At 62.6% G+C, this 25,453-nt stretch carries 27 protein-coding genes and 1 tRNA gene; 21 read left to right on the forward strand and 7 right to left on the reverse strand.

The window, feature by feature from the left end; translation table 11 throughout:
• Position 1 precedes the first annotated feature (1 nt).
• From mnmE to hemJ, 3 genes are all read right to left on the reverse strand, one after another.
• On the reverse strand, positions 2–1,288 hold the full coding sequence (mnmE, locus tag J1C52_RS04810) for a tRNA uridine-5-carboxymethylaminomethyl(34) synthesis GTPase MnmE (protein ID WP_227426792.1): 1,287 nt from the start codon (positions 1,286–1,288) through the stop codon (positions 2–4).
• A gap of 4 nt (positions 1,289–1,292) precedes the next feature.
• Entirely contained in the window at positions 1,293–2,582 is a 1,290-nt protein-coding gene (rho, locus tag J1C52_RS04815) for a transcription termination factor Rho (protein WP_227426793.1), read from the reverse strand.
• Between the two features lie 128 nt (positions 2,583–2,710).
• Positions 2,711–3,148 (reverse strand): protoporphyrinogen oxidase HemJ, encoded by a 438-nt coding sequence (gene hemJ / locus J1C52_RS04820; protein WP_227426794.1) that lies wholly within the window; start codon positions 3,146–3,148, stop codon positions 2,711–2,713.
• 374 nt (positions 3,149–3,522) lie between these two features.
• On the opposite strand from hemJ, the gene J1C52_RS04825 reads away from it, so the two are divergent.
• From J1C52_RS04825 to dnaQ, 4 genes are read left to right on the forward strand one after another with little or no spacing between them, the layout of a single operon-like run.
• Positions 3,523–4,113, forward strand: a complete 591-nt coding sequence (locus J1C52_RS04825) for a Maf family protein (RefSeq protein ID WP_255618385.1) — start codon at positions 3,523–3,525, stop codon at positions 4,111–4,113.
• A complete protein-coding gene (locus J1C52_RS04830; protein ID WP_227426795.1) occupies positions 4,110–4,931 on the forward strand; it encodes a shikimate dehydrogenase in 822 nt (273 codons plus the stop codon). Before J1C52_RS04825 ends, J1C52_RS04830 begins: the two co-directional genes overlap by 4 nt.
• Positions 4,928–5,506 (forward strand): dephospho-CoA kinase, encoded by a 579-nt coding sequence (gene coaE / locus J1C52_RS04835; protein WP_227426796.1) that lies wholly within the window; start codon positions 4,928–4,930, stop codon positions 5,504–5,506. Before J1C52_RS04830 ends, coaE begins: the two co-directional genes overlap by 4 nt.
• Positions 5,499–6,224, forward strand: coding sequence for a DNA polymerase III subunit epsilon (gene dnaQ, locus J1C52_RS04840; RefSeq protein WP_227426797.1), 726 nt, complete (start codon positions 5,499–5,501; stop codon positions 6,222–6,224). Before coaE ends, dnaQ begins: the two co-directional genes overlap by 8 nt.
• A gap of 32 nt (positions 6,225–6,256) precedes the next feature.
• On the opposite strand, the gene secB is transcribed toward dnaQ, so the two are convergent.
• Complete coding sequence (gene secB / locus J1C52_RS04845) at positions 6,257–6,775, reverse strand: protein-export chaperone SecB (protein WP_227426798.1); 519 nt, start codon at positions 6,773–6,775, stop codon at positions 6,257–6,259.
• A gap of 66 nt (positions 6,776–6,841) precedes the next feature.
• Positions 6,842–7,285, reverse strand: a complete 444-nt coding sequence (locus J1C52_RS04850) for an FxsA family protein (RefSeq protein ID WP_227426799.1) — start codon at positions 7,283–7,285, stop codon at positions 6,842–6,844.
• 107 nt (positions 7,286–7,392) lie between these two features.
• Here J1C52_RS04850 and J1C52_RS04855 point away from each other — a divergent pair, with 107 nt between their 5' ends.
• The 12 genes from J1C52_RS04855 (at position 7,393) to phoU (ending at position 18,626) form a co-directional block, all read left to right on the forward strand.
• Positions 7,393–8,061, forward strand: a complete 669-nt coding sequence (locus J1C52_RS04855; protein WP_227426800.1) for a Tim44/TimA family putative adaptor protein — start codon at positions 7,393–7,395, stop codon at positions 8,059–8,061.
• 21 nt (positions 8,062–8,082) lie between these two features.
• Entirely contained in the window at positions 8,083–8,691 is a 609-nt protein-coding gene (locus J1C52_RS04860) for a Smr/MutS family protein (RefSeq protein WP_227426801.1), read from the forward strand.
• Between the two features lie 120 nt (positions 8,692–8,811).
• Positions 8,812–9,936, forward strand: coding sequence for a tRNA guanosine(34) transglycosylase Tgt (tgt, locus tag J1C52_RS04865; protein ID WP_227426802.1), 1,125 nt, complete (start codon positions 8,812–8,814; stop codon positions 9,934–9,936).
• 12 nt (positions 9,937–9,948) lie between these two features.
• Positions 9,949–10,647, forward strand: a complete 699-nt coding sequence (locus J1C52_RS04870; protein WP_227426803.1) for a phosphatidylserine decarboxylase — start codon at positions 9,949–9,951, stop codon at positions 10,645–10,647.
• Positions 10,647–11,375 (forward strand): CDP-diacylglycerol--serine O-phosphatidyltransferase, encoded by a 729-nt coding sequence (gene pssA, locus J1C52_RS04875; protein ID WP_227426804.1) that lies wholly within the window; start codon positions 10,647–10,649, stop codon positions 11,373–11,375. Before J1C52_RS04870 ends, pssA begins: the two co-directional genes overlap by 1 nt.
• 70 nt (positions 11,376–11,445) lie before the next feature.
• Positions 11,446–11,522: transfer RNA gene (locus tag J1C52_RS04880), tRNA-Asp, on the forward strand.
• A gap of 181 nt (positions 11,523–11,703) precedes the next feature.
• The gene (locus J1C52_RS04885; RefSeq protein WP_227426805.1) at positions 11,704–13,002 is read left to right on the forward strand and encodes an ABC1 kinase family protein; all 1,299 of its coding nucleotides are present in this window, start codon (positions 11,704–11,706) and stop codon (positions 13,000–13,002) included.
• A gap of 117 nt (positions 13,003–13,119) precedes the next feature.
• Positions 13,120–14,160, forward strand: coding sequence for a substrate-binding domain-containing protein (locus J1C52_RS04890; protein WP_227426806.1), 1,041 nt, complete (start codon positions 13,120–13,122; stop codon positions 14,158–14,160).
• Between the two features lie 124 nt (positions 14,161–14,284).
• Positions 14,285–15,748, forward strand: coding sequence for a phosphate ABC transporter permease subunit PstC (gene pstC, locus J1C52_RS04895; RefSeq protein ID WP_227426807.1), 1,464 nt, complete (start codon positions 14,285–14,287; stop codon positions 15,746–15,748).
• Positions 15,745–17,067, forward strand: a complete 1,323-nt coding sequence (pstA, locus tag J1C52_RS04900) for a phosphate ABC transporter permease PstA (protein WP_227426808.1) — start codon at positions 15,745–15,747, stop codon at positions 17,065–17,067. Before pstC ends, pstA begins: the two co-directional genes overlap by 4 nt.
• A gap of 45 nt (positions 17,068–17,112) precedes the next feature.
• The gene (gene pstB / locus J1C52_RS04905; protein WP_227426809.1) at positions 17,113–17,910 is read left to right on the forward strand and encodes a phosphate ABC transporter ATP-binding protein PstB; all 798 of its coding nucleotides are present in this window, start codon (positions 17,113–17,115) and stop codon (positions 17,908–17,910) included.
• Between the two features lie 5 nt (positions 17,911–17,915).
• Entirely contained in the window at positions 17,916–18,626 is a 711-nt protein-coding gene (gene phoU / locus J1C52_RS04910) for a phosphate signaling complex protein PhoU (protein WP_227426810.1), read from the forward strand.
• Here phoU and J1C52_RS04915 read toward each other — a convergent pair.
• Together J1C52_RS04915 and J1C52_RS04920 are read right to left on the reverse strand one after the other, a co-directional pair.
• Positions 18,623–19,678, reverse strand: coding sequence for an ABC transporter ATP-binding protein (locus J1C52_RS04915; RefSeq protein WP_227426811.1), 1,056 nt, complete (start codon positions 19,676–19,678; stop codon positions 18,623–18,625). The two genes, phoU and J1C52_RS04915, sit on opposite strands and share 4 nt — an antisense overlap.
• A 3-nt stretch (positions 19,679–19,681) precedes the next feature.
• On the reverse strand, positions 19,682–20,488 hold the full coding sequence (locus J1C52_RS04920) for an IclR family transcriptional regulator (protein WP_227426812.1): 807 nt from the start codon (positions 20,486–20,488) through the stop codon (positions 19,682–19,684).
• 107 nt (positions 20,489–20,595) lie between these two features.
• Between J1C52_RS04920 and J1C52_RS04925 the strand changes: the two genes are divergently transcribed.
• From J1C52_RS04925 to J1C52_RS04945, 5 genes are all read left to right on the forward strand, one after another.
• Positions 20,596–21,843 carry an ABC transporter substrate-binding protein gene (locus J1C52_RS04925; RefSeq protein WP_227426813.1) on the forward strand — a complete coding sequence of 416 codons (1,248 nt, stop codon included), beginning with the start codon at positions 20,596–20,598 and terminating at the stop codon, positions 21,841–21,843.
• 64 nt (positions 21,844–21,907) lie between these two features.
• Entirely contained in the window at positions 21,908–22,819 is a 912-nt protein-coding gene (locus J1C52_RS04930) for a carbohydrate ABC transporter permease (RefSeq protein WP_227426814.1), read from the forward strand.
• Positions 22,820–22,822: 3 nt separating this feature from the next.
• Complete coding sequence (locus J1C52_RS04935; RefSeq protein WP_227426815.1) at positions 22,823–23,182, forward strand: MmcQ/YjbR family DNA-binding protein; 360 nt, start codon at positions 22,823–22,825, stop codon at positions 23,180–23,182.
• Positions 23,182–24,030: a carbohydrate ABC transporter permease gene (locus J1C52_RS04940; protein WP_227426816.1), complete on the forward strand. Its 849-nt coding sequence runs from the start codon at positions 23,182–23,184 to the stop codon at positions 24,028–24,030. Before J1C52_RS04935 ends, J1C52_RS04940 begins: the two co-directional genes overlap by 1 nt.
• 11 nt (positions 24,031–24,041) lie before the next feature.
• Positions 24,042–25,394 carry an alpha-glucosidase/alpha-galactosidase gene (locus tag J1C52_RS04945; RefSeq protein WP_227426817.1) on the forward strand — a complete coding sequence of 451 codons (1,353 nt, stop codon included), beginning with the start codon at positions 24,042–24,044 and terminating at the stop codon, positions 25,392–25,394.
• Positions 25,395–25,453 lie beyond the last annotated feature (59 nt).

The following is a 25,453-nucleotide window of genomic DNA, read 5'->3' on the forward strand; positions in this document are numbered from 1 at the left end:
CCTACTTGCCGATGCAGAAACTGCTGAAAATATCGCCCAGAACGTCTTCCACATCTACCACACCGATCAGCGAATCGAGGGCTGTCATCGCGGTGCGAATATCTGCGGCTACAAGTTCGGCGATATAGTCATCTTGGCTGATTTTATCAATCGCGTCACTCAAGGCGGCTTCGGCCTGTTGCATTGCTTGCGCATGACGTTGACGGATCGTGACACCATCGCGCGCTGTCATGGCGGACAGGCGAGAGGTGATTTCATCCAGCAGCCAATCCAAACCCTGCCCGGTCACGACAGAGATGCCGCCATCACCGCCCTGCCCCAGATCGGCCTTGCTTCGGACCACAATATCCTGTGGTCCAGCTTCAATACCTGTCGATATATCGTTCACAGGCTGCAAGATGATCCGCAAATCCGCCTGCTCTGCCCGCGCCTTGCCGCGCGCGATACCGATGGCTTCGACCTGCTCCGCCATGTCACGCAAGCCTGCGGTGTCCAGAAAGGTTACGGCATAGCCACCCACATCCATGCGCACTTCCAGCACGTCGCGCGTTGTGCCCGCAATGTCAGAGGTGATCGCTGCTTCGCGTCCGGCAAGTGCGTTCAGCAGGCTGGATTTGCCCGCGTTGACGGGGCCGACAAGCGCCACTTCGAACCCGGTCTGAACGCGTTCGCGCGCACGCTGGCCCGCAAGTTCGGCGCGAAGGCCCGACTGCACGGCGCGCAGTTCATCCAGGATCATGTCGTCGAAATTGCCGACATCTTCCTCGACGAAATCAATCGCGGTTTCGACCAATGCCGCAGCCTTGATCAGATGCGCGCGCCACTGGGCGACAACCTTGCCGATGGCGCCATCCAGCACGCGCAGGGCTTGGCGGCGTTGGCTTTCGGTTTCAGCTTCCAGAAGGTCGCTGAGTGCTTCGACCTGGGTCAGGTCCATCTGGCCGTTATCCAGCGCGCGGCGGGTGAATTCGCCCGGCTGCGCCATGCGCAAGCCGTGGTCTTGGGCCAGACAGCGCTCTATGGCAGCGACGGTCGCAAGGCTGCCATGAACCATCAGCTCTGCCACATCCTCACCCGTGAAGCTGGCCCCTTGCGCGAAACATAGCACGAGCGCAGAATCCAGCCGCTCCCCCGCCCCATCGCGCAACATGCGCAACCCAGCTTCTCGCATGGGTGGCAGGCTGCCCGCCATGGCGCGCGCCACGGCATGCGCGCGCGGGCCAGAGATGCGGATAACAGCGACGCCCGATTTTCCACGGGCCGAGGCCAGTGCGAAAATAGTGTCCATGGCCTTAGGCGTTCATCGAATCGAAGAAATCGCTATTCGTCTTGGTCTGTTTCAGCTTGGAAATCAGGAACTCGATCGCATCTGTCGTGCCCATCGGGTTCAAGATGCGGCGCAGGACGAAGGTCTTTTGCAGGTCGTTCTTGTCGATGAGAAGGTCTTCTTTCCGGGTGCCGGATTTCAGAATGTCCATGGCCGGGAAGACGCGCTTGTCGGCAACCTTGCGGTCCAGCACGATTTCGCAGTTACCGGTGCCCTTGAATTCTTCGAAGATCACCTCGTCCATGCGCGAGCCGGTATCGATCAGCGCGGTTGCAATGATGGATAGCGAGCCGCCTTCTTCGATGTTCCGCGCAGCGCCAAAGAAACGCTTCGGGCGTTGCAGGGCGTTCGCGTCCACACCGCCGGTCAGCACCTTGCCGGAGGACGGCACAACGGTGTTGAAGGCGCGGCCAAGGCGGGTGATCGAGTCGAGCAGGATGACCACGTCGCGCTTGTGCTCCACCAATCGCTTAGCTTTCTCGATCACCATTTCGGCCACAGCAACGTGGCGCGTGGCGGGTTCGTCAAAGGTCGAGGCGATCACCTCGCCCTTCACCGAGCGCTGCATGTCCGTCACCTCTTCGGGCCGCTCGTCGATCAGCAGCACGATCAGGTAACACTCCGGGTGGTTCTTGGCGATGCTATGCGCGATGTTCTGAAGCAGAACGGTTTTACCCGTGCGCGGCGGGGCCACGATCAGCGCGCGCTGGCCTTTGCCAAGCGGCGAAACTAGGTCGATGATACGGGCCGAGCGGTCCTTGGTGGCGGGATCGTCGGTTTCCATCCACAGCCGTTCGTCCGGGTAAAGCGGCGTCAGGTTGTCGAAATGGACCTTGTGGCGCGACTTGGCCGGGTCGTCGAAATTGATCTGCGTAACCTTGGTGATCGCGAAATACCGCTCGTTTTCGGCAGGTGCCTGGATCACGCCCTCGACCGTGTCGCCTGTGCGCAGCGAGTATTGGCGGATCACATCGGGCGAGACATAGATGTCATCGGGACCGGGCAGGTAGTTCGCTTCCGGCGCGCGCAGAAAGCCGAAGCCGTCTTGCAGCACTTCCAGCACACCCTCGCCAGAGATTTCCCAGCCATCTTCGGCGCGCTCTTTCAGGATAGAGAACATCATCTCGCCCTTGCGCATGGACGGGGCGTTCTCGATCTCCAGCTCTTCGGCCAGCGCCAGCAGTTCAGCCGGGCTTTTGGCCTTCAACTCTGACAGGTTTAGGCGTTCGATTTGGTCGGTATCGGTGTCGAGCATGGGAAATCCACTTCGCCCGCAAGCGCTGCGGGGCTGTCAAAGGTCACGATGTGTTATCGGAGGCGCATTCCGCCGGACGGCAGAGCTGACCTGCGCTTAACCCAAAGGCGTGCCCAAGTCAATCTGGGTCAGATTTTCACGATGACAGAGATCACGATGATGACCATCATCACGGTCGGGACTTCGTTCATCATGCGGTATTGGCGGCCGGTCAGGGTGTTGCCGTCAGCCTCGAATATGCGGCGGCGCTTGGCGCACCACATGTGAAACCATGTCATCCCGATAAGGGCCGCAAACTTGGAATAGGGCCAGATCGCACCCAGGTCCAAGACCCATGGCATGGCCGCCATGGTCAGGCCCGTGGCCCAAGCCGTTATCATCGCCGGGTTCATGATGACCCGCAGCAGCTTGTCTTCCATGACCTTGAAGGTCGCGCTCATCTCTGGGCTGGTGCCGCGTTCCACATGGTAAACGAACAGGCGGGGTAGGTAGAACAAGCCTGCCATCCAGCTTATCACAGCCATGATGTGCAGTGCCTTGATCCATGGGTAAAGCGTGATGAGCATGATCGGTCCCTTCCCGGCTTTCTATAAATAAAGAAAAGAAAAAAGAAAATGATGATGTAGATAGGGGCTGTGGATATGGGGATTATTGGATTCTGCACAATTTTATCCACAGGGCTTCGTGTCGCGCGTTAGGAATTTTCACGGAGTTTTACTCATGTTTTCAATGGCATAAATTGGACCAAAAATAGAACATTAACCAAGATGAAGCTGCGTTAGGGAATTGTCCACATCGCGCCTTGGCCATTGCTCACAACGGGAAAACTGCCCTCGGGAACTTGCAAGCCATGTGGGAAAGTGGCAGCACCGGGTGAACGCTGGGGAGAAGGGCTGTTTCCTCCCGGTGTTATGGGTCTTTTGCTCACAAGGATATCCACATGGCGCTTGTTCTGGCATCGGCCTCTACCATCCGGGCAGAGATGTTGCGCCGCGCGGGTGTCATGGTCGACGTGCAGCCCGCCCGCATAGACGAAGCCGCGATCCGCGACGCGCTGCTGGCCGAAGATGCGCCGCCCCGCGATGTGGCCGATGCCTTGGCAGAGGGAAAGGCGCGCAAGATATCGGCCCGCCAGCCCGGTCTGGTTCTGGGCTGCGATCAGGTTCTGGCGCTGAAGGGCCGTTTGTTCGAAAAACCCACCACGCCAGAGCAGGCTCGCGACCATCTGACCGCGTTACGGGGACAGACGCATCAGCTTTTGTCGGCGGCGGTTCTGTATGATGACGGCAAACCCGTCTGGCGGCATGTGGGTGTGGCGCGACTGACGATGCGCAATTTCTCGGACAGCTATCTGGATGACTATATCGCCCGCAACTGGCCCGGCATTGGCGAGTCGGTCGGCGCTTACAAGCTGGAAGAAGAAGGGGTGCGGTTGTTCGCGCAGGTGACGGGCGACTATTTCACCATTCTTGGCCTGCCGATGCTGGAGCTTTTGAACTACCTCAGCCTGCGTGGGGAGATTGCGGGATGAAGATACCCTTGGCCGGTGTTATTGGCTGCCCCGTGGGGCATAGCCGCTCGCCCGCGTTGCATGGCACATGGTTGCGGCAGTTGCGCATTCCCGGCCATTACGTGCCCCTGCATATAGAGGGCGAAGACCTGCCCCATATGCTGCATGCCCTGCCGCGTCTGGGTTTCGTGGGCGCGAATGTGACCATCCCGCATAAAGAGGCGGTGCTGAAGCTGGCGCATGACGTGACCGACACGGCGCGGCGCATAGGTGCAGCGAACACGCTGAGTTTTGGCGCGGATGGCAGCATTCATGCCGATAATACGGACGCTTATGGCTTTATCGCCAACTTGCGGCAAAATGCTTCCGACTGGAACGCTGCGCGCGGCCCTGCGCTTGTTCTGGGTGCGGGCGGTGCCGCGAGGGCGATTGTCGTGGCGCTGCAAGATGCGGGTGTGCCCCGGATCTACATCGCCAACCGCACCTTGGCACGGGCAGAGGCTTTGGCGGCGGAATTCGGCGTCACGGCTTTGCCATGGGATGACCATGCGCAGGTATTGCCCGACCTTGGCACCTTGGTGAACACGACCTCTCTGGGGATGACGGGGCACCCGGCGCTAGAGATGGATCTCAGCGCTTTACCGGCCTCTGCCTTGGTCACGGATATTGTCTATACGCCCTTGGAAACCCCTCTTTTGGCGCAGGCGCGCGCCAAGGGCTGCGCGGTGGTCGATGGTCTGGGAATGCTGTTGCACCAGGCCGTGCCGGGGTTCGAGCGCTGGTTTGGCCTACGGCCAGAGGTGACGGACGATTTGCGCCGTGCGGTGCTGGACGCATGACCTACCGTCTGGGGCTGACCGGGTCCATCGGGATGGGCAAATCCACCACGGCGCAGATGTTCCGCGATCTGGGTGTGCCGGTCTGGGACGCCGATGCCGCAGTGCACCGTTTATACCAAGGGGCGGCGGTGGCACCCGTGGGCGCGTTGTGCCCCGAGGCCGTCCAAGATGGCCGCATAGACCGCGCGGCCTTGAAAGACTGGATCGCGCGCGACCCAAGTGCTTTGGCCAAGCTGGAAGCGGTGGTGCACCCGCTGGTGGCCGCCGACCGCGCCGCGTTCATCGCGCAGGCTGATGGGCCGCTGGTGGTGCTGGATATTCCGCTGCTGTTTGAAACGGGCGCGAATGTGGATGGCGTGCTGGTCGTGACCGCGCCGCCAGATGTGCAGCGCGCCCGCGTGCTGGCCCGGCCCGGCATGGATGCGGCGCAGTTGGAGCGCATCTTGGCGCGGCAGATGCCCGACGCGGAAAAGCGCGCCCGCGCCGATTTCGTGATCGAAACACTCGATATGGACAGCACGCGCGCGGCTGTGCAAGATCTGGTGGTAAAGCTGGGGGGCACGGCCAATGCGTGAGATCGTTCTGGATACCGAAACCACGGGGTTTGAACCCGAGCAAGGCGACCGGATTGTCGAGATCGGGGCGCTGGAGATTGTCAATCTGCGGCCCACGGGGCGGACCTATCACCAATATATCAACCCGGAACGCGACATGCCCGAAGGCGCGTTCGGCGTGCATGGCATTGGCCCCGACCTGCTGCCAGAGCCGCGCGCGCCTAAACCCGGAGAGGTCACGCTGCGGGACAAGCCAGTTTTTGCTGAGGTAGGGCAAGCCTTTGTCGATTTCGTGGGCGACGCGAAGCTGGTCATCCACAATGCTGCGTTCGACATGAAATTCCTGAATTTCGAGCTGAAGCGCATGGGGCTTGCGGAACTAGACTGGGCGCGCGCCGTGGATACGCTGGCGATCGCGCGCAAGAAGTTCCCCGGCTCGCCCGCGTCGCTGGATGCGCTGTGCCGCCGGTTCGGGATCGACAACTCGTCGCGCACATTGCACGGCGCGCTTCTGGACAGTGAAATTCTGGCCGAAGTGTATCTGGAACTTTTGGGCGGTGCGCAGCCCGATTTCGCGCTCTCGACCGGGCCTGTTTCCGTAGGTGGCACGACGCAAGCCGCACCCTTGCCCAAACGCCCCGCGCCTTTGCCCTCGCGCCTGACAGAGGCAGAGGCCGCCGCCCATGCCGCTTTCGTGGCAAAACTGGGCGAGGGCGCGATCTGGGGCAAGTATAGCTAGCGGCGGGCGCAGGCGCCCCCGCCGCGAGCGTCTTAGTTCGCGACCGGCGCGGTACCTGCGGCCTGCATGGCCTGCTGGCGCTGAAGTTCCTGACGGTAGAGCGCGAGGAAATCGACCGTGTCCAGGTTCAGCGGCGGGAAGCCGCCATCGCGGGTGACATCGGAAATGATGCGGCGCGCGAAGGGGAAGATCATGCGCGGGCATTCGATGAGAAGGAACGGATGCAGCTGCTCTTGCGGCACGCCTTCGACATGGAACACGCCGACATAATCCAGCTCTATCAGGAACAGAACCTGATCGTCGGCCTTGTTCTTGGACGTGATCTTGAACTTGGTGGCGACGTCATACTGGTTTTCCGCGTCGCGCTTTTGCGCATCCAGGCTGACCTGCACCTGGATGTCGGGCTGTACATTTGCGCCTTGCAGCTTTTTCTGGGCGGCGACATTCTCAAACGACAGGTCGCGCATGTATTGCGCCAGAATGCGCATGTTGACTTTCGGGGCTTGCGGCTGTGCGCCATTGCCTTGGGCGGCGGTCTCGTTCTCGGTCATCTTGGTGCTTTCCATCTGTGTGTATTTTCGAATTGCGAGGGTGTTTAGCAGCGCGGCCCCAGCGCCTCAATCCCGGTATTGGCGCGGGTCGGGGGGCAGGCGGTCGCGCTCGGGGTCTGGTTCCGCGGTGTAGTCGCCATCAATGATGTCATCGCGCGCGCTGGGCCGGGTTTGCACCACCACCCGGCGCAGGGCCAACATGCGCACCACCGGGATCAGCAGCAATAGGCCGACCGCATCGGTCAGAAAGCCCGGAATGACCAGCAAAACCGCCGCGATCATGCGCAGCGCGGAATGCGCCATGGGGCTGGCGGGGCTGCGGTCTTGGGCCAACGCCGCGCGAATGTCAGTGGCGTTGCGGTAGGGTTCCAGCCGCATCAGGAAGACGCCAAGCGCCCCGCTCGCGAAAATTTCAAGAAGCGTGCCCAGAACGCCCAGCGCCCCGCCCAGTTGAACGAAGAGCACGATTTCCAGCAGCGGAATCGCCAGAAAGGCCAGCAATATCGGCATGTCTACCCCTCTTTGACCAAGGATCGGGCCGCTTGTGGTGGACTTGCCCGTGTCGCCACCTTACATATGCACGAGTTAAGCCATACCAACCCTTGGCAGAGGTAACAATGGACCCCGCCGTGATCCAACTACTCGTTCTTGCCGGCATCGCCGTGTTCCTGATCCTGCGGTTGCGCGCCGTGCTTGGCACGCGTGACGGGTTCGAAAAGCCGCCTGTGCCGCGCGATGCGCCGGCCTCGGCCATGGGCCGCAAGCCTGCGTTCGAGGTGATCGAGGGCGGCCCGGATACCGACATTACCGATCACGTGCCCGAAGGGTCCGACAGCGCCAAGGCGCTGGCCCGAATGAAAGCGGTCGATCCGCAATTCAACGTGGGCGATTTCCTTCAAGGGGCACGCGGCGCCTACGAGATGATCCTGATGGCGTTCGAATCCGCCGATATGGAATCGATCCTGCCCTTCCTGTCGCGTGACGTGTTCAACAGCTTTGACGAGGTTGTGCAGATGCGCGAGCGCGAGGGGCTGGTGGTGGATGCCACCTTCGTGGGCCTGCGCGAGATCGAGATCGTCGAAGCAAGTTTCGACGAGGCCACCAAGGAAGGCGAGATCACGATGCGCTTTGTGGGCGAGCTGACGCAAGCGGTGCGCAAGGCTGACAGTGGTGAGCTGGTCGATGGCGATCCGAACGCGATCAAGCGCCAGAAAGACGTCTGGACCTTTGCGCGTGACATGACGTCGGACAGCCCGAACTGGAAACTGGTCGCCACGGGCGATTGATATCAGCCAAGGGAGGGGCGCATGTCGCGCAAAAAGCGCAATGCGCTCAGCCCCGAGGATCGCGAGCTATGGTCGCGGGTGGCCAAATCCGCCCGCCCCCTGAAAACCGATCTGGCCCATATTTTCGACCCGGTTCCGGATGTGCCTGCGCTCGACGCGCCGCGCGCACCGGGTTTGCCCGCAGCTCCTAAATCCCCACGCCGCTTGAAACCCACGGGCAGTGCTGCGGCCCCCGCGCATGATTTGGCCCGCCCCTTGTCCGAAGCTTTGGCCAGCGCCCCCGTTGCCATGGACAAACGCCGTTTCCAGCGCATGACGCGGGGCAAGCTGGACCCGGAAGCGCGGATTGACCTGCATGGCATGACCTTGGCGCAGGCCCATGCCGCGCTGAACGGGTTTATCCTACGCGCGCAGGCGCAAGGGCTGCGGCTGGTTCTGGTGATTACCGGCAAGGGACGACAGGTCGAGGATGACGGACCGATCCCGCGCCGCCGAGGTGCGCTGAAACATGACGTGCCGCAATGGCTGCGCATGGCCCCCTTGGCGGGCGCGGTGCTGGAATTGCGCGAGGCGCATCTGCGGCATGGCGGGTCGGGGGCGTATTACGTCTACCTGCGGCGCTTGCGGTAGTCGCCGCCGGGGGCGCTGCCCCCGCGTGGCTGCGCCACGCTCCCCCGGGATATTTGGGCAAGATGAAAGACACGCGCTTTCCCTTGGCAAAACACCGGATTTGCGGCAAAGCGTGGCGCCATGAGATTTGCATTCCAGATAGAGGCCCGCGATGGCCGCGCGCGGCAAGGCCGCATCCAGACGCCGCGCGGCGACATCCGCACGCCGGCCTTCATGCCCGTGGGGACGGCCGCGACCGTGAAGGGCATGTTCCCCGAACAGGTGCGCGAAACCGGGGCCGATATTCTGCTGGGCAACACCTATCACCTGATGCTGCGCCCCAGCGCCGAGCGGATCGCGGCGCTAGGCGGGTTGCACAAGTTCATGAATTGGGATCGCCCCATCCTGACGGATTCGGGCGGGTTCCAGGTGATGAGCCTCGCCAATCTGCGCAAGCTGACGGAAGATGGCGTGCAGTTTGCCAGCCACATAGACGGGTCTCGTCATATGCTGACGCCCGAGCGCTCGATGGAGATCCAGCGCTTGCTTGGGTCGGATATCGTGATGGCCTTCGACGAATGCACGCCCTTTCCCGCGGATGAGGCCACGGCGCGCGCGTCGATGGAATTGTCGATGCGCTGGGCGCAGCGCTCGCGCGATGCTTTCGGCGCCCGGCCCGGATATGCGCTGTTCGGTATACAGCAAGGTTCGGTCTATCCGGACCTGCGCGCGCAAAGCGCCGAGGCGTTGCGCGGGATCGGTTTTGACGGCTACGCCATTGGCGGGCTGGCCGTGGGCGAAGGCCAAGAGCTGATGTTCAGCGTGCTGGATTACGCGCCCGGCCAGTTGCCCGAAGACAAGCCGCGCTACCTGATGGGTGTGGGCAAGCCCGATGACATTGTCGGCGCGGTGCAACGCGGTGTCGACATGTTCGACTGCGTTCTGCCCACGCGCTCTGGCCGAACCGGGCAGGCGTGGACCGCGCGCGGCTCGGTCAACCTGCGCAACGCGCGCCACCGCGACGACCCGCGCCCCTTGGAAGAGGGCTGCGATTGTCCCGCCTGCACGAATTATAGCCGCGCCTATCTGCACCATGTGGTCCGGCTGGATGAAATGATCGCAGGCATGGCCCTGACATGGCATAACCTGCGCTATTACCAGCGCCTGATGGCGGGCCTGCGCGCGGCGATTGCCGACGGGCGGCTGGACGCATTCGTCACCGAGTTTCATGCCTTGCGCGCGCAGGGCGACATAGATCCGATCTAGGAAAGGCAAACCATGGCCGCCGATATGCTCTCTACCGTCATCAAGCCCATCCACCGCGAAGGCCACAAGTTCCTGGCCATTTTCGGCGTGGTCACGGTGGCTTTGTTCATCATGTGGGAACCCTTGGGCTGGATTGGTCTGGGCCTGACGGTCTGGTGCTATTATTTCTTCCGCGACCCCGACCGCCAGACGCCCCTGCGCGAAGGCCTGCTTGTCAGCCCCGCCGACGGTGTCATTTCCCTGATTGAACCCGCCGTGCCGCCCGCCGAGTTGGAGATGGGCGACCAACCGCTGACCCGCGTGTCGGTGTTCATGAATGTCTTCAACTGCCATGTGAACCGCGTGCCGATCGCGGGGCGGATCACCAAGATTGCCTATCGTCCCGGTAAATTCCTGAACGCGTCGCTCGACAAGGCGTCCGTCGATAACGAGCGCAACGGGCTGGCGATAGAGATGGCGGACGGCCGCAAGATCGGCGTGGTGCAGATCGCGGGCCTCGTGGCGCGGCGCATCCTGTGCGAGGTGAAAGAGGGACAAGAGATGCAGACGGGCGAGCGTTTCGGGATGATTCGCTTCGGCTCTCGCGTCGATGTCTACCTGCCCGACGGGGTGGAGCCGCTGGTGGCGCTGGGGCAAACCATGATCTCTGCCGAAACCGTGATCGCGGACCTGACCAGTTCGGAACCGCGCCGCATGGCAGGTGTGCGCTGATGCAACGTGACAGCCTCTCGCTTGTGCAGCTTGTGCCCAACGTGGTCACGATCCTTGGCATGTGCGCGGGGCTGAGCGCGATTCGCTATACTTTTGCCGAACGGTTCGAACTGGCGGCGGGCCTGATTATCCTCGCGGCCATCCTAGATGGGCTGGACGGGCTTCTGGCCCGCAAACTGAACGCGGCCAGTAGCTTCGGCGCGGAACTCGACAGCTTCGCCGACTTCGTCAGCTTCGGCGTCGCGCCGGGCATCCTGGTATATGGCTACGCGCTCGATGGGCTGACGGCGGGCTTTGGCTGGGTCTTCGTGCTGATCTTCGCAGTCTGTGGCTGCTTGCGCCTTGCCCGCTTCAACCTGTCGCGCGCCACGCCCGAAGGCGGCATGATCCGCCATTTCGTGGGCGTGCCCGCACCGGCCGGGGCGATGTTGGGGCTGCTGCCTGTTTACCTCGGGCTTGCGGGCTGGATCGACGCGGCGGCGCTCGCAATCCCTGTAGCGCTTTACCTCGGCGGCGTGGGTCTACTGATGATCTCGCGGCTTCCCACCCCCTCGCTCAAGGCCATCCGTATCGCGCGCCGCCACGCCATCTGGGTGCTGGTGGGCGCCAGCGCCTTTGTCGGGCTTTTGTTCCTGCACACATGGGTCACGCTTGTTGTGGCCGATCTTGTCTACCTCGCGGTTCTGGCCGGGCTGACCCTGCGCCGCAGCTTCCCGCGCAAATCGTAACGCGAGCGTAAAAAACCCGCGGCTTTGCGCTTGACGCCGCCCGCCCTATTGCGTAATTGCCCCCTATCGCGCGGTTGTAGCTCAGTTGGTTAGAGTACCGGCCTGTCACGCCGGGGGTCGCGGGTTCGAGCCCCGTCAACCGCGCCACTTTCAAAACCCCTCGCCCCCCGGGCCGGGGTTTTTTTCATGCTTTCATCCTTGCACAAATATCCTGGGGGAGTCGCGCGGCAGCGCGACGGGGGCAAAGCCCCCTGAACGCATCTCTTGCGCAGCGCAATTTGAAAACAGCCTGCTCGACATTCGGGCGGGCCGCGCCATCTTCCAGCGCATGACAGACCGCGCGCGCTCCGTTCCTGCCTCTGCCTTCGCCCGCTCGCTGCGGGTGGGTGGTGTCGCCACCGGGTTCGCCGGGGCGACCGTCATGGGCTTGGCCGGTCAGGTGTTGCGCGGGCAGGGGGCCGATCTGGGCCGCGCGGCTCTTACCCCCGCGAATGCGCTGCGGGTCGCGGGCGGGCTGTCGGCCCTGCGCGGGGCGGCGATGAAGCTGGGGCAGATGTTATCCATGGATAGCGGGCTGGCGCTGCCGCCCGAATTCAGCGCGCCCTTGGCGCAGCTTCAGGCCAATGCGCCCGCCATGCCGCCCGGGCAGCTTAAACAGGTCTTGGCCCGTGCATGGGGGCCGGATTGGCCCAAGCGCTTCCAGCGGTTCGATGTGCGGCCCTTGGCGGCGGCGTCCATCGGGCAAGTGCACCGCGCCGTCACCCGCGACGGGCGCGATCTGGCGATCAAGGTTCAGTTCTCCGGCATTGCGCGCAGCATCGATAGCGACATCGCCACATTGGGGCGCCTGATGCGGCTGCCCGGTGTCTTGCCGCGCGACGTCGATGTCACGCCGTTCCTGACCGCCGCCCGCGCCCAACTGCATGACGAGGCCGACTATCAGCGCGAAGCCCGCGCGCTGTCGCAATTCCGGGCGGCCTTGGGCGATGCCTTCATCGTGCCCAAGGTCTGGGATGATCTGACCACGCCGCAGGTGCTGGCCATGGATTATATCGACAGCCAGCCTATCGACACCTTGGCGGGTCAGCCGCAAGCCGCGCGCGATGCCGCCATGGAGCAGTTGATTACCCTGACCCTGCGCGAGCTGTTCGATCTGGGCCAGATGCAGACCGACCCCAATTTCGCCAATTACCGTTTGGCCCCCGATGGCCGGATCGTGCTTCTGGATTTCGGCGCGACCCGCGACATTGCCCCGCTGGATGCACAGGCTTACCGCGAGTTGTTGCGCGCGATCCTTGCGCAGGACCGGGGCCGCATGGCCATGTTGATGGAGCGGATCGGCTATTTCCGGGGCGATGTGCCCAAGGCCCGCCGCGACCTGATCCTTGATCTGGCCGAAAAGGCGAGCGCACCCTTGCGGCAAGACAGCCCCTATGATTTCGGCAATGCCACGCTGGTCGAGGACATCCTGCGCGAGGGGGCCGAACTGGGGCAAGCACGCGATTTCTGGCATGTTCCCCCGGCAGAGATGTTGTTCCTGCATCGCAAGATCGCGGGCATGTATCTGCTGGGGCAGCGATTGCGGGCGCGGGTGGCCTTGCGTCCGCTTGTCGTGCGCTGGTCATAGATCGCGCCCGGCCTGTTACAAAACTGTCATGTAACTGTCGTAGAAGCGTAGCAGAATCGGATTACTCGCAAATCCGAGATCGGATGACCGGTCCAAAGCGAATGCTAAGGAGTTACCATGTCCAAGCTGACCATCACCACCTCCGCCGCCGCCATTCTGGCACTGACCGCTGGCGCCGCCGTTGCGCGCGACAACGTGCAGATCGCAGGGTCGTCCACCGTGCTGCCCTATGCCTCGATCGTGGCAGAGCTGTTCGGCGACAACACCGACTTCCCGACCCCGGTTGTCGAATCGGGCGGTTCGTCCTCGGGTCTGGCCCGTTTCTGCGAGGGTGTCGGCGAGAACACCATCGACATCGCGAACGCTTCGCGCGCCATTCGCGAGCGCGAGATCGAGACCTGTGCCGCGAACGGCGTGACCGACATCATCGAAGTGCGCATCGGCTATGACGGCATCGTGTTCGCAAGCCAGATCGACGGTCCGGCCTTTACCGCCTTCACCCCGTCCGACTGGTTCCTGGCGCTGGCCGAGAACATCGTCGTTGACGGTGCCATCGTTGCCAACCCCAACATCACTTGGGCCGACGTGAATGCCGATCTTCCCGCGGTAGAGATCGCCGCCTTCATCCCCGGCACCAAGCACGGCACCCGCGAAGTGTTCGAAGAAAACGTGTTGCTGCAAGGCTGCGAAGACACCGGCCAGATGGCGGCCATGATGGAAGCCGGCCTGTCGGAAGATGACGCAGAAGCCGCTTGCATGGCTGTGCGCACCGATGGCAAATCGGTCGATATTGACGGCGACTACACCGAAACGCTGGCCCGCATCGACGCGAATACCAACGGCATCGGTGTGTTCGGCCTGGCGTTCTACGAGAACAACACCGACAAGCTGAAAGTGGCCACCATGGGCGGCGTTGCGCCGTCGACCGCGACCATCGCGTCGGGTGACTACCCGGTTTCGCGCCCGCTGTTCTTCTACATCAAGAAGGCGCATATCGGCGTGATCCCCGGCCTGAAGGAATACGCCCAGTTCTTCATGGCCGATGAAATCGCCGGCCCGAACGGCCCGCTGGCCAATTACGGCCTGGTGTCCGACCCCGAGCTGGCAGAGGTTCAGGCCACTATCGAGAATGAAACCGTCATGGGCGGTGGCATGTAATCTGCGACCCTGTGCGCATGGTCGGGGCGGCATATTCCGCCGCCCCGTTTTCCTTTTAGGATATTTCGGTTAAGGCCTGCCTCGCTTTCAGAAGGCAAAGACGGAACCAAGGATCGGGGGGCTTATGCCTGTAATTTGGCTTGTTCTGATCGTGCTGGCGCTGGGCGCAGGCGGTTATGTCCTTGGCCGCAGCCGCGCGCTGGGGTCTGCCGGGGGCGACAGCCGCAAGCTGCATTCCTTGCCGAATTATTACGGCAGCAATGTCGCCATCAAGACGCTGGTTCCGTCCTTCCTGGTTCTGGCCATCTGGCTGATCGCGCAGCCGATCTTTGTCTCGTCGCAGATTTCCGGGCAACTGCCCGACGGCATCGTGCCCGAGGGCAGTTCCGTCGGTCTGGTCATGGCCGAAGTGCGCCGCACGGCGGACGGGATCGGCGCGCTTGTCGCCAACGGGACGATGTCGGCGGATATGGCCGCCAGCGCGCAGGTGGACCCCGTCGACCTGACCGCGCGGTTGCAAGAGGCGGGTCAGGTCGTCACCTCTGCGATCACGCAACCCATCTTGCAGGCCGCGCAATCCTACCGCGCGATGAACGCGACCGGCGGCATGGCGATGACCGCCCTTGTGCTGCTGATCGCCTTGGGCGGTCTGGTCTATGGCCTGCGCGAGACCGCGCCACAGTTTCGCGCGCGCAACGTGGTGGAGGGGTCTGTCCGGGTGCTGCTGATCGCCGCCGCGTCTCTGGCCATCCTGACCACGATCGGGATCGTGCTGTCGCTCTTGTTCAACACGGTCGAATTCTTCCGCATCTACCCCGCGTCCGACTTCTTTGGCTCGTTGACATGGTCGCCCAGTTTCCAGGGCAATTCGCAGCTGGGCATCTGGCCGCTTCTGTGGGGCACGCTTTATATCTCGATCATCGCGCTGACGGTCGCGGTGCCGATTGGCCTTTTCGCGGCGATCTACCTGTCGGAATACGCCAGCAAGGCGGTGCGCAGCACGGCGAAACCGCTGTTGGAAATCCTCGCCGGTATTCCGACCATCGTCTACGGCCTGTTCGCGCTGCTGACGGTCGGGCCGATGCTGATGCGGGTCTTTGGCGACGAGGGTATCGGCTGGATGCAGTCGGGCACCGCGGTGATGACGGCGGGGCTGGTCATGGGCATCATGCTGATCCCTTTCGTCAGTTCGCTGTCGGATGACATTATCAACGCGGTCCCGCAGGCCATGCGCGACGGGTCGCTGGGGCTGGGCGCGACCAAGTCCGAAACCATTCGCCAGGTCGTGCTGCCCGCCGCGCTGCCGGGGATCGTGGGCGCGATCCTGCTGGCCGCCTCTCGCGCGATTGGAGAGACGATGATCGTCGTGCTGGGGGCAGGGGCCGCGGCGCGCCTGTCGATGAACCCATTCGACGCCATGACGACCGTGACCGCAAAGATCGTGTCGCAGCTGACGGGCGATAGCGATTTCGCCTCGCCCGAAGCGCTGGTCGCCTTCGCTCTGGGCATGACGTTGTTCGTCATCACACTGGGGCTGAACGTGTTCGCCTTGTATATCGTGCGCAAATACCGGGAGCAGTACGAATGACCGACGCCACGCATGAAGGTGCCAAGCGCCATCGTTCCTTGCTGACGGTCGATGCGCAGACCAAGAAGCGCAACGCCGCCGAAGCCCGATTCAAGGTTTACGGCATGGTCGCCATTCTGGCGGGCCTGACCTTTCTGGTTGTGCTGGCCGTGTCGATCATCCGCTCCGGCTTGCCGGCATTCTCGGCCAACATGGTGCAGGTTGAGCTGACGCTCAGCCAAGAGCAATATGCCGAGGCCGAGGGCCAGTTGTTCAAGACCCGCGCCTATGCCGATATTTTCAACGCGGCCTTCACCGCAGAGCTGCGCGAGCGTGGGCTGACGACAGAGTTCGACCCCGAGAGCATCGAGCGTATCATCGGCCAGCCCGGTGCCACCATCCGCAGCTTTTACCGCGCGAACGAGGACCAGCTTGGTCAGCCCGTGACCTTCAACCTGCCCACCGCCTCGCGGATTGACGGATATTTCAAGGGGCGGCTTCTGCGCGAGAACGTGACCGATTCGCGCTTTCTGACCTTGGCCGACCTGGACCTGGCGGACGAGTTGAAAGAGGCCGGGATCATCCAATCCCAGTTCAACTGGACCTTCATCACCGGCAAGGATTCGAGCGTGGACAACCCCGGCGGCGCGGGCCTTGGGGCAAGCGTGATCGGGTCATTCGCCATGATGCTGGTGGTGCTGTTCCTGTCGCTGCCGATTGGCGTCGCCGCGTCCATCTACCTGGAAGAATTCGCGCCCAAGAACCGCATTACCGACCTGATCGAGGTGAATATCTCCAACCTCGCTGCCGTGCCGTCCATCGTGTTCGGCATTCTGGGACTGGCGGTGTTCATCCAGTTCGCGCATCTGCCGCAATCGGCGCCGCTGGTGGGCGGTCTGGTGCTGACGCTGATGACGCTGCCGACCATCATCATCTCGACCCGCGCGTCGCTGAAATCGGTGCCGCCGTCCATTCGCGATGCGGCGCTGGGCGTGGGCGCGTCGAAAATGCAGGCGGTGTTCCACCATGTTCTGCCGTTGGCCATGCCCGGCATTCTGACCGGCACCATCATCGGGCTGGCACAGGCCTTGGGCGAAACCGCACCCTTGTTGCTGATCGGCATGGTGGGGTTCGTGGCCCGCGAATACCCCGATGGGCTGGTCTCCGCCTTCATGGACCCGAATTCGGCCATGCCCGCGCAGATCTACACATGGGCCGCGCGCTCTGACGATGCCTTTTACGAAAAGGCCTGGGGCGGTATCATCATCTTGCTGGTTTTCCTTCTGGCCATGAACCTGCTTGCCATCCTCTTGCGCCGCCGGTTCGAGCGCCGCTGGTAAACCCCTGTCGCCTGACCCGATCACGGCACCCAAAGGAACAAAGTCATGTATGACGCCCCGACCCAAGCATCGAAACTGGACCAGACCGACATCAAGATCACGGCCAATAACGTGCAAGTCTACTACGGCGACACCCACGCCATCAAGGATGTGAGTGTCGATATCGTGGACCGCGCCGTGACCGCCTTTATCGGTCCGTCCGGCTGCGGGAAATCCACCTTCCTGCGCTGCCTGAACCGCATGAATGACACGATCGACATCTGCCGCGTGGAAGGTCAGATCAAGATCGACGGCGAGGATATTTACGACCGCCGCATCGACCCGGTGCAGCTGCGCGCCAAGGTTGGCATGGTGTTCCAAAAGCCGAACCCTTTTCCCAAGTCGATCTATGACAACGTGGCCTATGGCCCGAAAATCCACGGTATGACCCGCAACAAGGCAGAGCTGGACGAGGTGGTGGAAACCGCCCTGCGTGGCGCCGCGCTGTGGGACGAGGTGAAGGACCGCCTGCACACCCCCGGCACCGGCCTGTCGGGCGGGCAGCAGCAGCGTTTGTGCATTGCCCGCGCCGTGGCCACCAAGCCCGAAGTGCTTCTGATGGACGAGCCGTGCTCGGCGCTGGACCCGATTGCGACCGCGCAGGTGGAAGACCTGATCGAAAGCCTGAAAGAGCAATTCTCGGTCGTGATCGTGACGCACTCCATGCAGCAGGCGGCGCGGATCAGCCAGAAAACCGCGTTCTTCCACTTGGGCAACCTTGTGGAATATGACGACACGAACACGATTTTCACCAACCCCAGCGACCCGCGCACGGAAAGCTATATCACCGGCCGGATTGGCTAAGCGCCATGGCCGCGCAGCACATCGTTTCGTCCTTCGACCAAGACCTTGAAGGGGTGCAGATGCGGCTGATGCGGATGGCGGGGCTGGTCGAAACCGCCATCACGGACGCGTTGCGCGCGCTGGAAACCCGCGATCTGTCGCTGAGCGAGAAGGTGCGCACCGGCGACCGCGCGATTGATGCGATGGATGCCGCGATCAAGGAAGAGACCGCGCGCATTCTGGCGCTGCGTGCCCCTGCCGCGCGCGATTTGCGCATGGTGCTGGCGGTCATGGCCATGAGCACCCATCTGGAACGCTGCGGCGATTATGCCAAGAACATCGCCAAGCGCCATGCCGCGCTGGCCGATGCAGCGCCGATAGAGCATTCGGTGCTGGCGTTGCGGCGGATGGGGCGGATTGTCGTGTCCATGCTGTCGGACGCGCTGGATGCGACGATTCGCAAGGATGCGGACCTAGCAGAGGCCGCGCGCGCCCGTGATCTGGACGTGGACCAAGACTATAACGCGCTGTTCCGGTCGCTGCTGACCTACATGATGGAAAACCCGCGCAACATCACGACCTGTATGCACCTGCATTTCATTGCCAAGAATATCGAACGCATGGGCGATCACGCGACATCGGTGGCCGAACAGGTGATTTACCTGATCCGGGGCGAACGCCCGGACGAGGACCGGCCCAAGGGCGACACCACGCCCTTTGTTGCCCCTGAAGGTTAGCGCACGCGCCGCCCGGTTTCCGCGTCGAACAGATAGAGCGCGCTTGCGTCCGGGGTCAGGCCCACGCGCGCGCCGGGGCGCTCGACATGGGTGCCGCGCGCCTCTAGCACCAGCTTCGCTTGGCCGGGAGCCGCGCAATGGATGTAGGACACGCCGCCCAGCGCCTCTGTCATCTCGACCGTGTGGCTGTCGCCTTCGGTGATGGCAATGTCTTGGGGGCGGAAGCCTGCGATCAGCTTGTCGGGTGCGTGGCCGGGGATGGGCGCGGCGATGGTCGCGCCGCCCAGCGCGGGCACCGACAGACCGCCCTCGGTGCGGGTGGCGGGCAACAGGTTCATCGCGGGCGACCCGATAAAGCCCGCGACAAACAGGTTGTCGGGGTCGCGATACAGGTCCAGCGGTGCGCCGACCTGTTCCACGCGCCCAGCGCGCAACACAACGATCTTGTCGGCCAACGTCATCGCTTCGACCTGGTCATGGGTGACGTAGATCATGGTTGCGCCCAGTTCGCGGTGCAGTCGGGCGATTTCCACGCGCATTTCGACCCGCAATTCGGCATCAAGGTTCGAGAGCGGCTCATCGAACAAGAACACCTCCGGCCCGCGCACGATGGCGCGCCCGATGGCCACGCGCTGCCGCTGGCCGCCTGACAGCGCCTTGGGCTTGCGGGTCAGATAGTCGTCAAGGCGCAGGATTTCGCTGGCGCGGGCGACTTTTTCGGCAATCTCTGCCTTGGGGTGGCCGTTCATTTTCAGGCCAAAGCCCATGTTTTCCGCCACTGTCATATGCGGGTAAAGCGCGTAGGTCTGGAACACCATCGCCACGCCGCGCTGCGCCGGGTCCAGCCGTGTGACATCGCGCGCACCGATCTGGATCTGGCCGCTGGTGGTTTCCTCCAGCCCCGCGATCATGCGCAGCAGGGTGGACTTGCCACAGCCCGAGGGGCCGACGAAGACGCAGAATTCGCCCGGATCAATTTGCAGGTTCACCCCGTGGATGACCTGCGTTTCGCCGTATTTCTTGATGACATTCGACAGTTCGACGCCGGACATGGATCAGGCCCTCTTGCGGTTGGGATGGGCGGTTTCCTCTGGAAAGCGCCAATTCGTGGTTTCCTGCCCGATGGTGCGGGCGATCTGGGTGATGCGCGGGGCAAGCTGGGCCAGATTGTCCAGCGTGGTGCGCGCCGTGGTCGAGGTGACGGAGAGCGCGCCAAGCACCGCGCCGCCCGTGGACAGGATGGGCACGGCGACACAGATGATGCCGGGTTCGTGTTCCTCGTCATCAAAGGCGAAACCGCGCGCGCGGATCGTGGCCAGTTCCTGCATCATGGCGGCGGTGCTGGTCACGGTTTTGGGCGTGAACGGGTGCCAGCTTTGTTGCGACAGGATGCCGGGCAGGTCGCGCTCTGGCAGATAGGCCAGCATCGCCTTGCCGACGCCCGTGCAATAGGCCGGACCGACCTTGCCCGCTTGGGAATACATCGGGATCGGATCGCGGGCATTGCGTTTGTCGACATACAGCACCTGCGCGTGGTCCATCTGCGCCAGATGCACGGTTTCACCCACTTCGGCGGACAGCACGTCCAGATGCGGCCGCGCGATGGGGGCAAGCGCGCTTTGGTCCCACGCGGCATGGGCCAGACGCACAAGGCGCAAGCCAAGCGTGTAGGTGCTGCGGTCTGGGTCGAAGGACAACATGCGCTGGGCGACCAGCGTTTGCAGCAACCGGTAAAGCGTGGCCTTGGGGTAGGGGCTGTGGTCCAGCAGGTCGGAGAAGCGCACCGGGTGGCCGAACCCGGCCACAAGGTCCAGCACCTCCAGCGCCTTGGCCACGGTGCCGTCGCCCGCTGCTGCCGTCATGTCCCCCTCCCGTGCAACTACTGCTTGACAAAGGCTAGCCGCGCCTGCCATCTTTTTCAATATGTAAAAACAAGTTTCAAATAATGGAACCTGCAAGGGAGGAAAACATGCAGTCCATCTTCAAGGGCATGGCCGCTGGTCTTGCCATGACCACGCTTCTGGCGGGTGCCGCCAGCGCCGAGTTGACCGGCGATCTGCGCATCTTCTTCAACGACCAGAACCCCGCGCCCAAGGCCGCGATGGAAGGCATGGTCGAACGCTTCCAGCAAATGCACCCCGATCTGAACATCGAGCTGACGCTGATCGACCGCGAGGCGAACAAGACCCAGATCCGTAACTACCTGACCGCCAACGCCCCCGATGTGAACGGCTGGTATGCAGGCAACCGGATGCGCCCCTATGTCGAAGCGGGCCTGTTCGAGGATGTGTCCGACCTGTGGGCTGGTCCGATGGGTGAAGAACTGGCCTCGACCCGCCCCGCGCTTACGCTGGACGGCAAGCAATGGGGCGTGCCCTATAGCTACTACCAGTGGGGTATCTATTACCGTCAGGACATTTACGACGAACTGGGCCTGACGCCTGCGACCACTTGGGACGAAGAAAAGGCCAACTGTCAGGCGATCCTTGATTCGGGGCGCAAGTGCTACACCATCGGCACGCGCTTTCTGTGGACGGCTGGCGGCTGGTTCGATTACCTGAACCTGCGCACCCACGGGTATGATTTCCACATGGCGCTGACGGCGGGCGAAATTCCGTGGACCGATGACCGCGTGCGCCAGACCTTTGCCAATTGGCGTGAGCTGCTGGACATGGGCGCGTTCATCGACGACCACACCGCCTATAGCTGGCAGGAAGCGCAGCCCTTCATGGTCAATGGCGAAGCCGTGGCCTACCTGATGGGCAATTTCGTGGTGGCGCCCATGCGCGAGGCGGGGCTGACCGATGAGCAGCTGGGCTTCTACCAGTTCCCCGAAATCACCCCCGGCATTCCGAAAGCCGAAGATGCGCCGACCGATATTTTCACCATCCCGGCGCAAGCGCAGAACAAGGACAATGCCCGTGCCTTCCTGCAATACGTCGCCAGCGCGGAAAACCAGACCATCGTGAATGATACGCTGGGCCAGTTGCCGATCAACCGCAACGCAACCGTGGCCGATGACAAGTTCATTCAGGCCGGGTTCGAGATGCTGTCGAATGCTACGGGCGGGATCGCGCAGTTCTTCGACCGCGATACCGACGCCGAAATGGCCTCGGCGGCGATGCAGGGCTTTCAGGAATTCATGGTCCTGCCCGACAATCTGGACGGCATTCTGGACCGGCTGGAGCAACTGCGCCAGCGCATGAACGCAGAGTAACCCCATCTTCCCAAGGGCGGTGTCGCGCCGCCCTTGGGCCTGCAACGGCAAGGGCGGTTTCACGATGACGGCAGACCCCGATATTCAGTCCAAAAGCTGGTGGGCCCGTAACCAGATGCGCGCAGCCCCGTGGCTATTCCTGGCCCCCGGCATCGCGTTTTTCGCGGTCTATGTCATCTTCCCGATTTTCCAAAGCTTCCAGATCAGCCTGTATCGCTGGGACGGTCTAGGCGAGGCCCGCTATATCGGCGTGGCCAATTACGAGCAGTTGTTCGACGATCCGGCCTTTTACACCTCGTTGATGAATAACGTGAAATGGCTGGTCCTGTATCTGCTGGCCATTCCCGGCGGGCTGTTCATCGCGCTGTTCCTGAACCAGCAGGTGCGCGGCATTCGGCTGTATAAGTCGCTGTTCTTCTTTCCCTTCGTGATCTCTCAGGTCGTTGTGGGCCTTGTTTTCGCGTGGTTCTACAACCCGTCCATCGGGCTTTTGAACCCTATGCTGGACCTCGTCGGCCTTGGCCCGATGAACGTGTTGGGCAACCCCAATACCGTGACCTATGGTATTATCGCCGCCGGTCTTTGGCCGCAGATCGCCTATTGCATGATCTTGTATCTGACCGGGCTGAACGCGGTGGACCCCGAACAGGTCGAAGCGGCGCGGCTGGACGGTGCCAAGGGTTGGAAAATGCTGTGGTATGTCATCCTGCCGCAACTGCGCCCGGCAACCTTTATCGCGGTCGTGGTCACGGTCATCGGCGCGCTGCGCAGCTTCGACATGATTTCGGTCATGACCAATGGCGGGCCGTTCGGGTCGTCGCGCGTGCTGGCCTATTACATGTTCGAGGTCAGCTTGTCCGAATACGGCTTCCGCATGGGGTATGGCGCAGCGATTGCCGTGGTGCTGTTCCTGATCATGCTGGTCTATATCGCATTCTTCCTGTGGCGCATGTGGCGCGAAGAGCGGGAGGGTTAGAGCATGGCCGTGACCCGCGAACAGATCGACGCCATTTGCGCCGCCCTGCCCGGTGCAACCTTGGCGCACCCGCCAGAGCTGGTGAGCTGGAAAGTCGGCGGCAAGATGTTTGCCTGCTTCGGCGGCGATGGCGAGATGAGCGGCGTCTCTGTCAAATGCGCCGATGTCGATACCGCGCGCATGTTGATTGATGCGGGCGTGGCGCAGCGAGCCCCCTATTTCCACGCATCTTGGGTGCGCTTGGTTTTTGACAGCGCCAGGCTGGACGATGCCCGCCACCGTCTGACCGCTTCCTACGACCTTGTCCGCGCCAGCCTGAAAAAGGCGCAGCGTGACGCACTGCCTGCCAGAGGGGAAAGCTGATGTTCCCGACCCCGGTTCAACAACGCTCTGCTGCATGGCAAAGCACCTATGCAGCGCTCTTGCCGCTTGCACTTGTCCTGTGGCTGTTGCCGCTGCTGATGGTGGCGCTCTTTTCCATCAAGCCCGACGCCGATTTTACCCAAGGCAACCTGTGGGGCCTGCCATCGAGCTTTGCAGGGTTTGAAAACTACACCCGCGTTTTCACTGACAGCGCCATGCCGCGCTACCTGCTGAATTCGGTTTTCATCACGGTGCCCACGGTTATCGGCGCGGTGGCCTTGTCTTGCATGACCGGCTTTGCGCTGGGCGTGTATCGCTTCCGCGGTAATATCTGGCTGTTCTTCATGTTTGTGGCGGGCAATTTCGTGCCCTTCCAGATCCTGATGGTGCCGGTGCGTGACCTGACGCTGGAGATGGGCCTCTATGACACGCGGCTGGGGCTGGTCCTGTTCCATATCGCGTTCCAGACAGGGTTCTGCACGCTCTTTATGCGCAACTTCATCCGTGCGCTGCCGCGCGAATTGATCGAAGCGGCGCGGGTCGAAGGCGTGTCGGAAATCCGCATCTTCTGGTATGTCGTGCTGCCGCTGATGCGCCCGGCCATCGCCGCGCTGAGCGTGCTGATCTTCACCTTCATCTGGAACGATTACTTCTGGGCCGTGGTGCTGACCCAAGGGGTCGACACGCAGCCCGTGACCGCCGGGATCACGGCGTTCAACAGCCAATTCCGCGCCGCCTATCACATGATGAGCGCGGGCAGCATCATCGCGGCGCTGCCGCCGGTGCTGATGTTCTTCCTGATGCAGAAACACTTCATTGCAGGCCTGACACTGGGCGCGGTGAAATAGGGAGCCGTCAAATGACCAAAATCGCTTTCATCGGGGCGGGATCGACCGTCTTCATGAAAAACCTGATCGGCGATGCGCTGCTGCGTCCCGCCTTGGCCGATGCGCATATCGCGCTGATGGATATCGACCGCGCGCGGCTGGACGAAAGTGCGCTTGTGGCGCGCAAGCTTGTGGCGTCGCTGGGCACGGGTGCCAGCGTGACCGCCACCACCGACCGGCGCGCGGCGCTGGATGGGGCGGATTTCGTGATCCTTGCCTTCCAAATCGGCGGCTACAAGCCCTGCACGGTCACGGATTTCGACATTCCCAAGTCTTACGGCCTGCGCCAGACCATTGCCGATACCTTGGGCATTGGCGGCATCATGCGCGGTCTGCGCACCGTGCCGCATATCTGGGCCGTGGCCGAAGACATGCGCCAGCTTTGCCCGAATGCGCTTTTGATGAATTACGTCAACCCCATGGCCATCAACACATGGGCGCTGACCGCGCGCTACCCTGACATTGCCCAAGTGGGCCTGTGCCATTCGGTGCAAGGCACGGCGTTCGAGCTTGCGCGCGATCTGGGGCTGGACGTGGCCGATTTGCGCTATCGCGCGGCGGGCATCAACCACATGGCCTTTTACCTGTCGCTGGAGGCGCGCGAGGGCGACGGCTGGCGCGACCTTTATCCCGCCTTGCGCGAAGGCTATCAAGCGGGCCGTATACCGCTCGAAAGCCATTGGAACCCGCGTTGTCCGAACCTTGTGCGCTACGAAGTGATGCAACATTTCGGGCATTTCGTGACCGAAAGCTCTGAGCATTTTGCCGAATACGTTCCGTGGTTCATCAAATCGCACCGCCCCGACCTGATAGAGCAGTTCCGCATCCCGCTGGATGAATACCCCAAACGCTGCGAGGAACAGATCGCCGCTTGGGGCGCGCAGGCCGAGGCGCTGAAAACCGCGCCCCGGATCGAGCACAAGGCATCGAACGAATATGCCGCGACGATCATGGACAGTATCGTGACCGGCACGCCCTCGGTGATCTATGGCAACGTGGCCAATGACGGTTTTATCCCGCAACTGCCCCAAGGTGCAGCGGTCGAAGTGCCCACGCTGGTCGATGCCAACGGCTTGCAGCCCACCGTGGTCAGCGGTCTGCCGCCGCATCTGGTGGCGCTGATGCGTACGAACCTGAACGTGCAGGAACTGACCGTGCAGGCGCTGCTGCATCAGAACCGCGAGCACATTTACCACGCCGCCTATCTGGACCCGCACACCGCCGCCGAATTGGACCTGCGCCAGATCCGCGCGCTGGTCGATGACCTGCTGGCCGCCCATGGCGACTGGATGCCAGACTGGTGCCGCACAAAGCGCGCGGCCTGATCTTCATCTTGCCAAAAATACTCTCAATCCAACACAGGCCCCGAAGGACCACCGCCCGA

It is taken from the genome of Roseibaca sp. Y0-43, from assembly GCF_020667835.1.
Lineage (GTDB): Bacteria > Pseudomonadota > Alphaproteobacteria > Rhodobacterales > Rhodobacteraceae > Roseinatronobacter.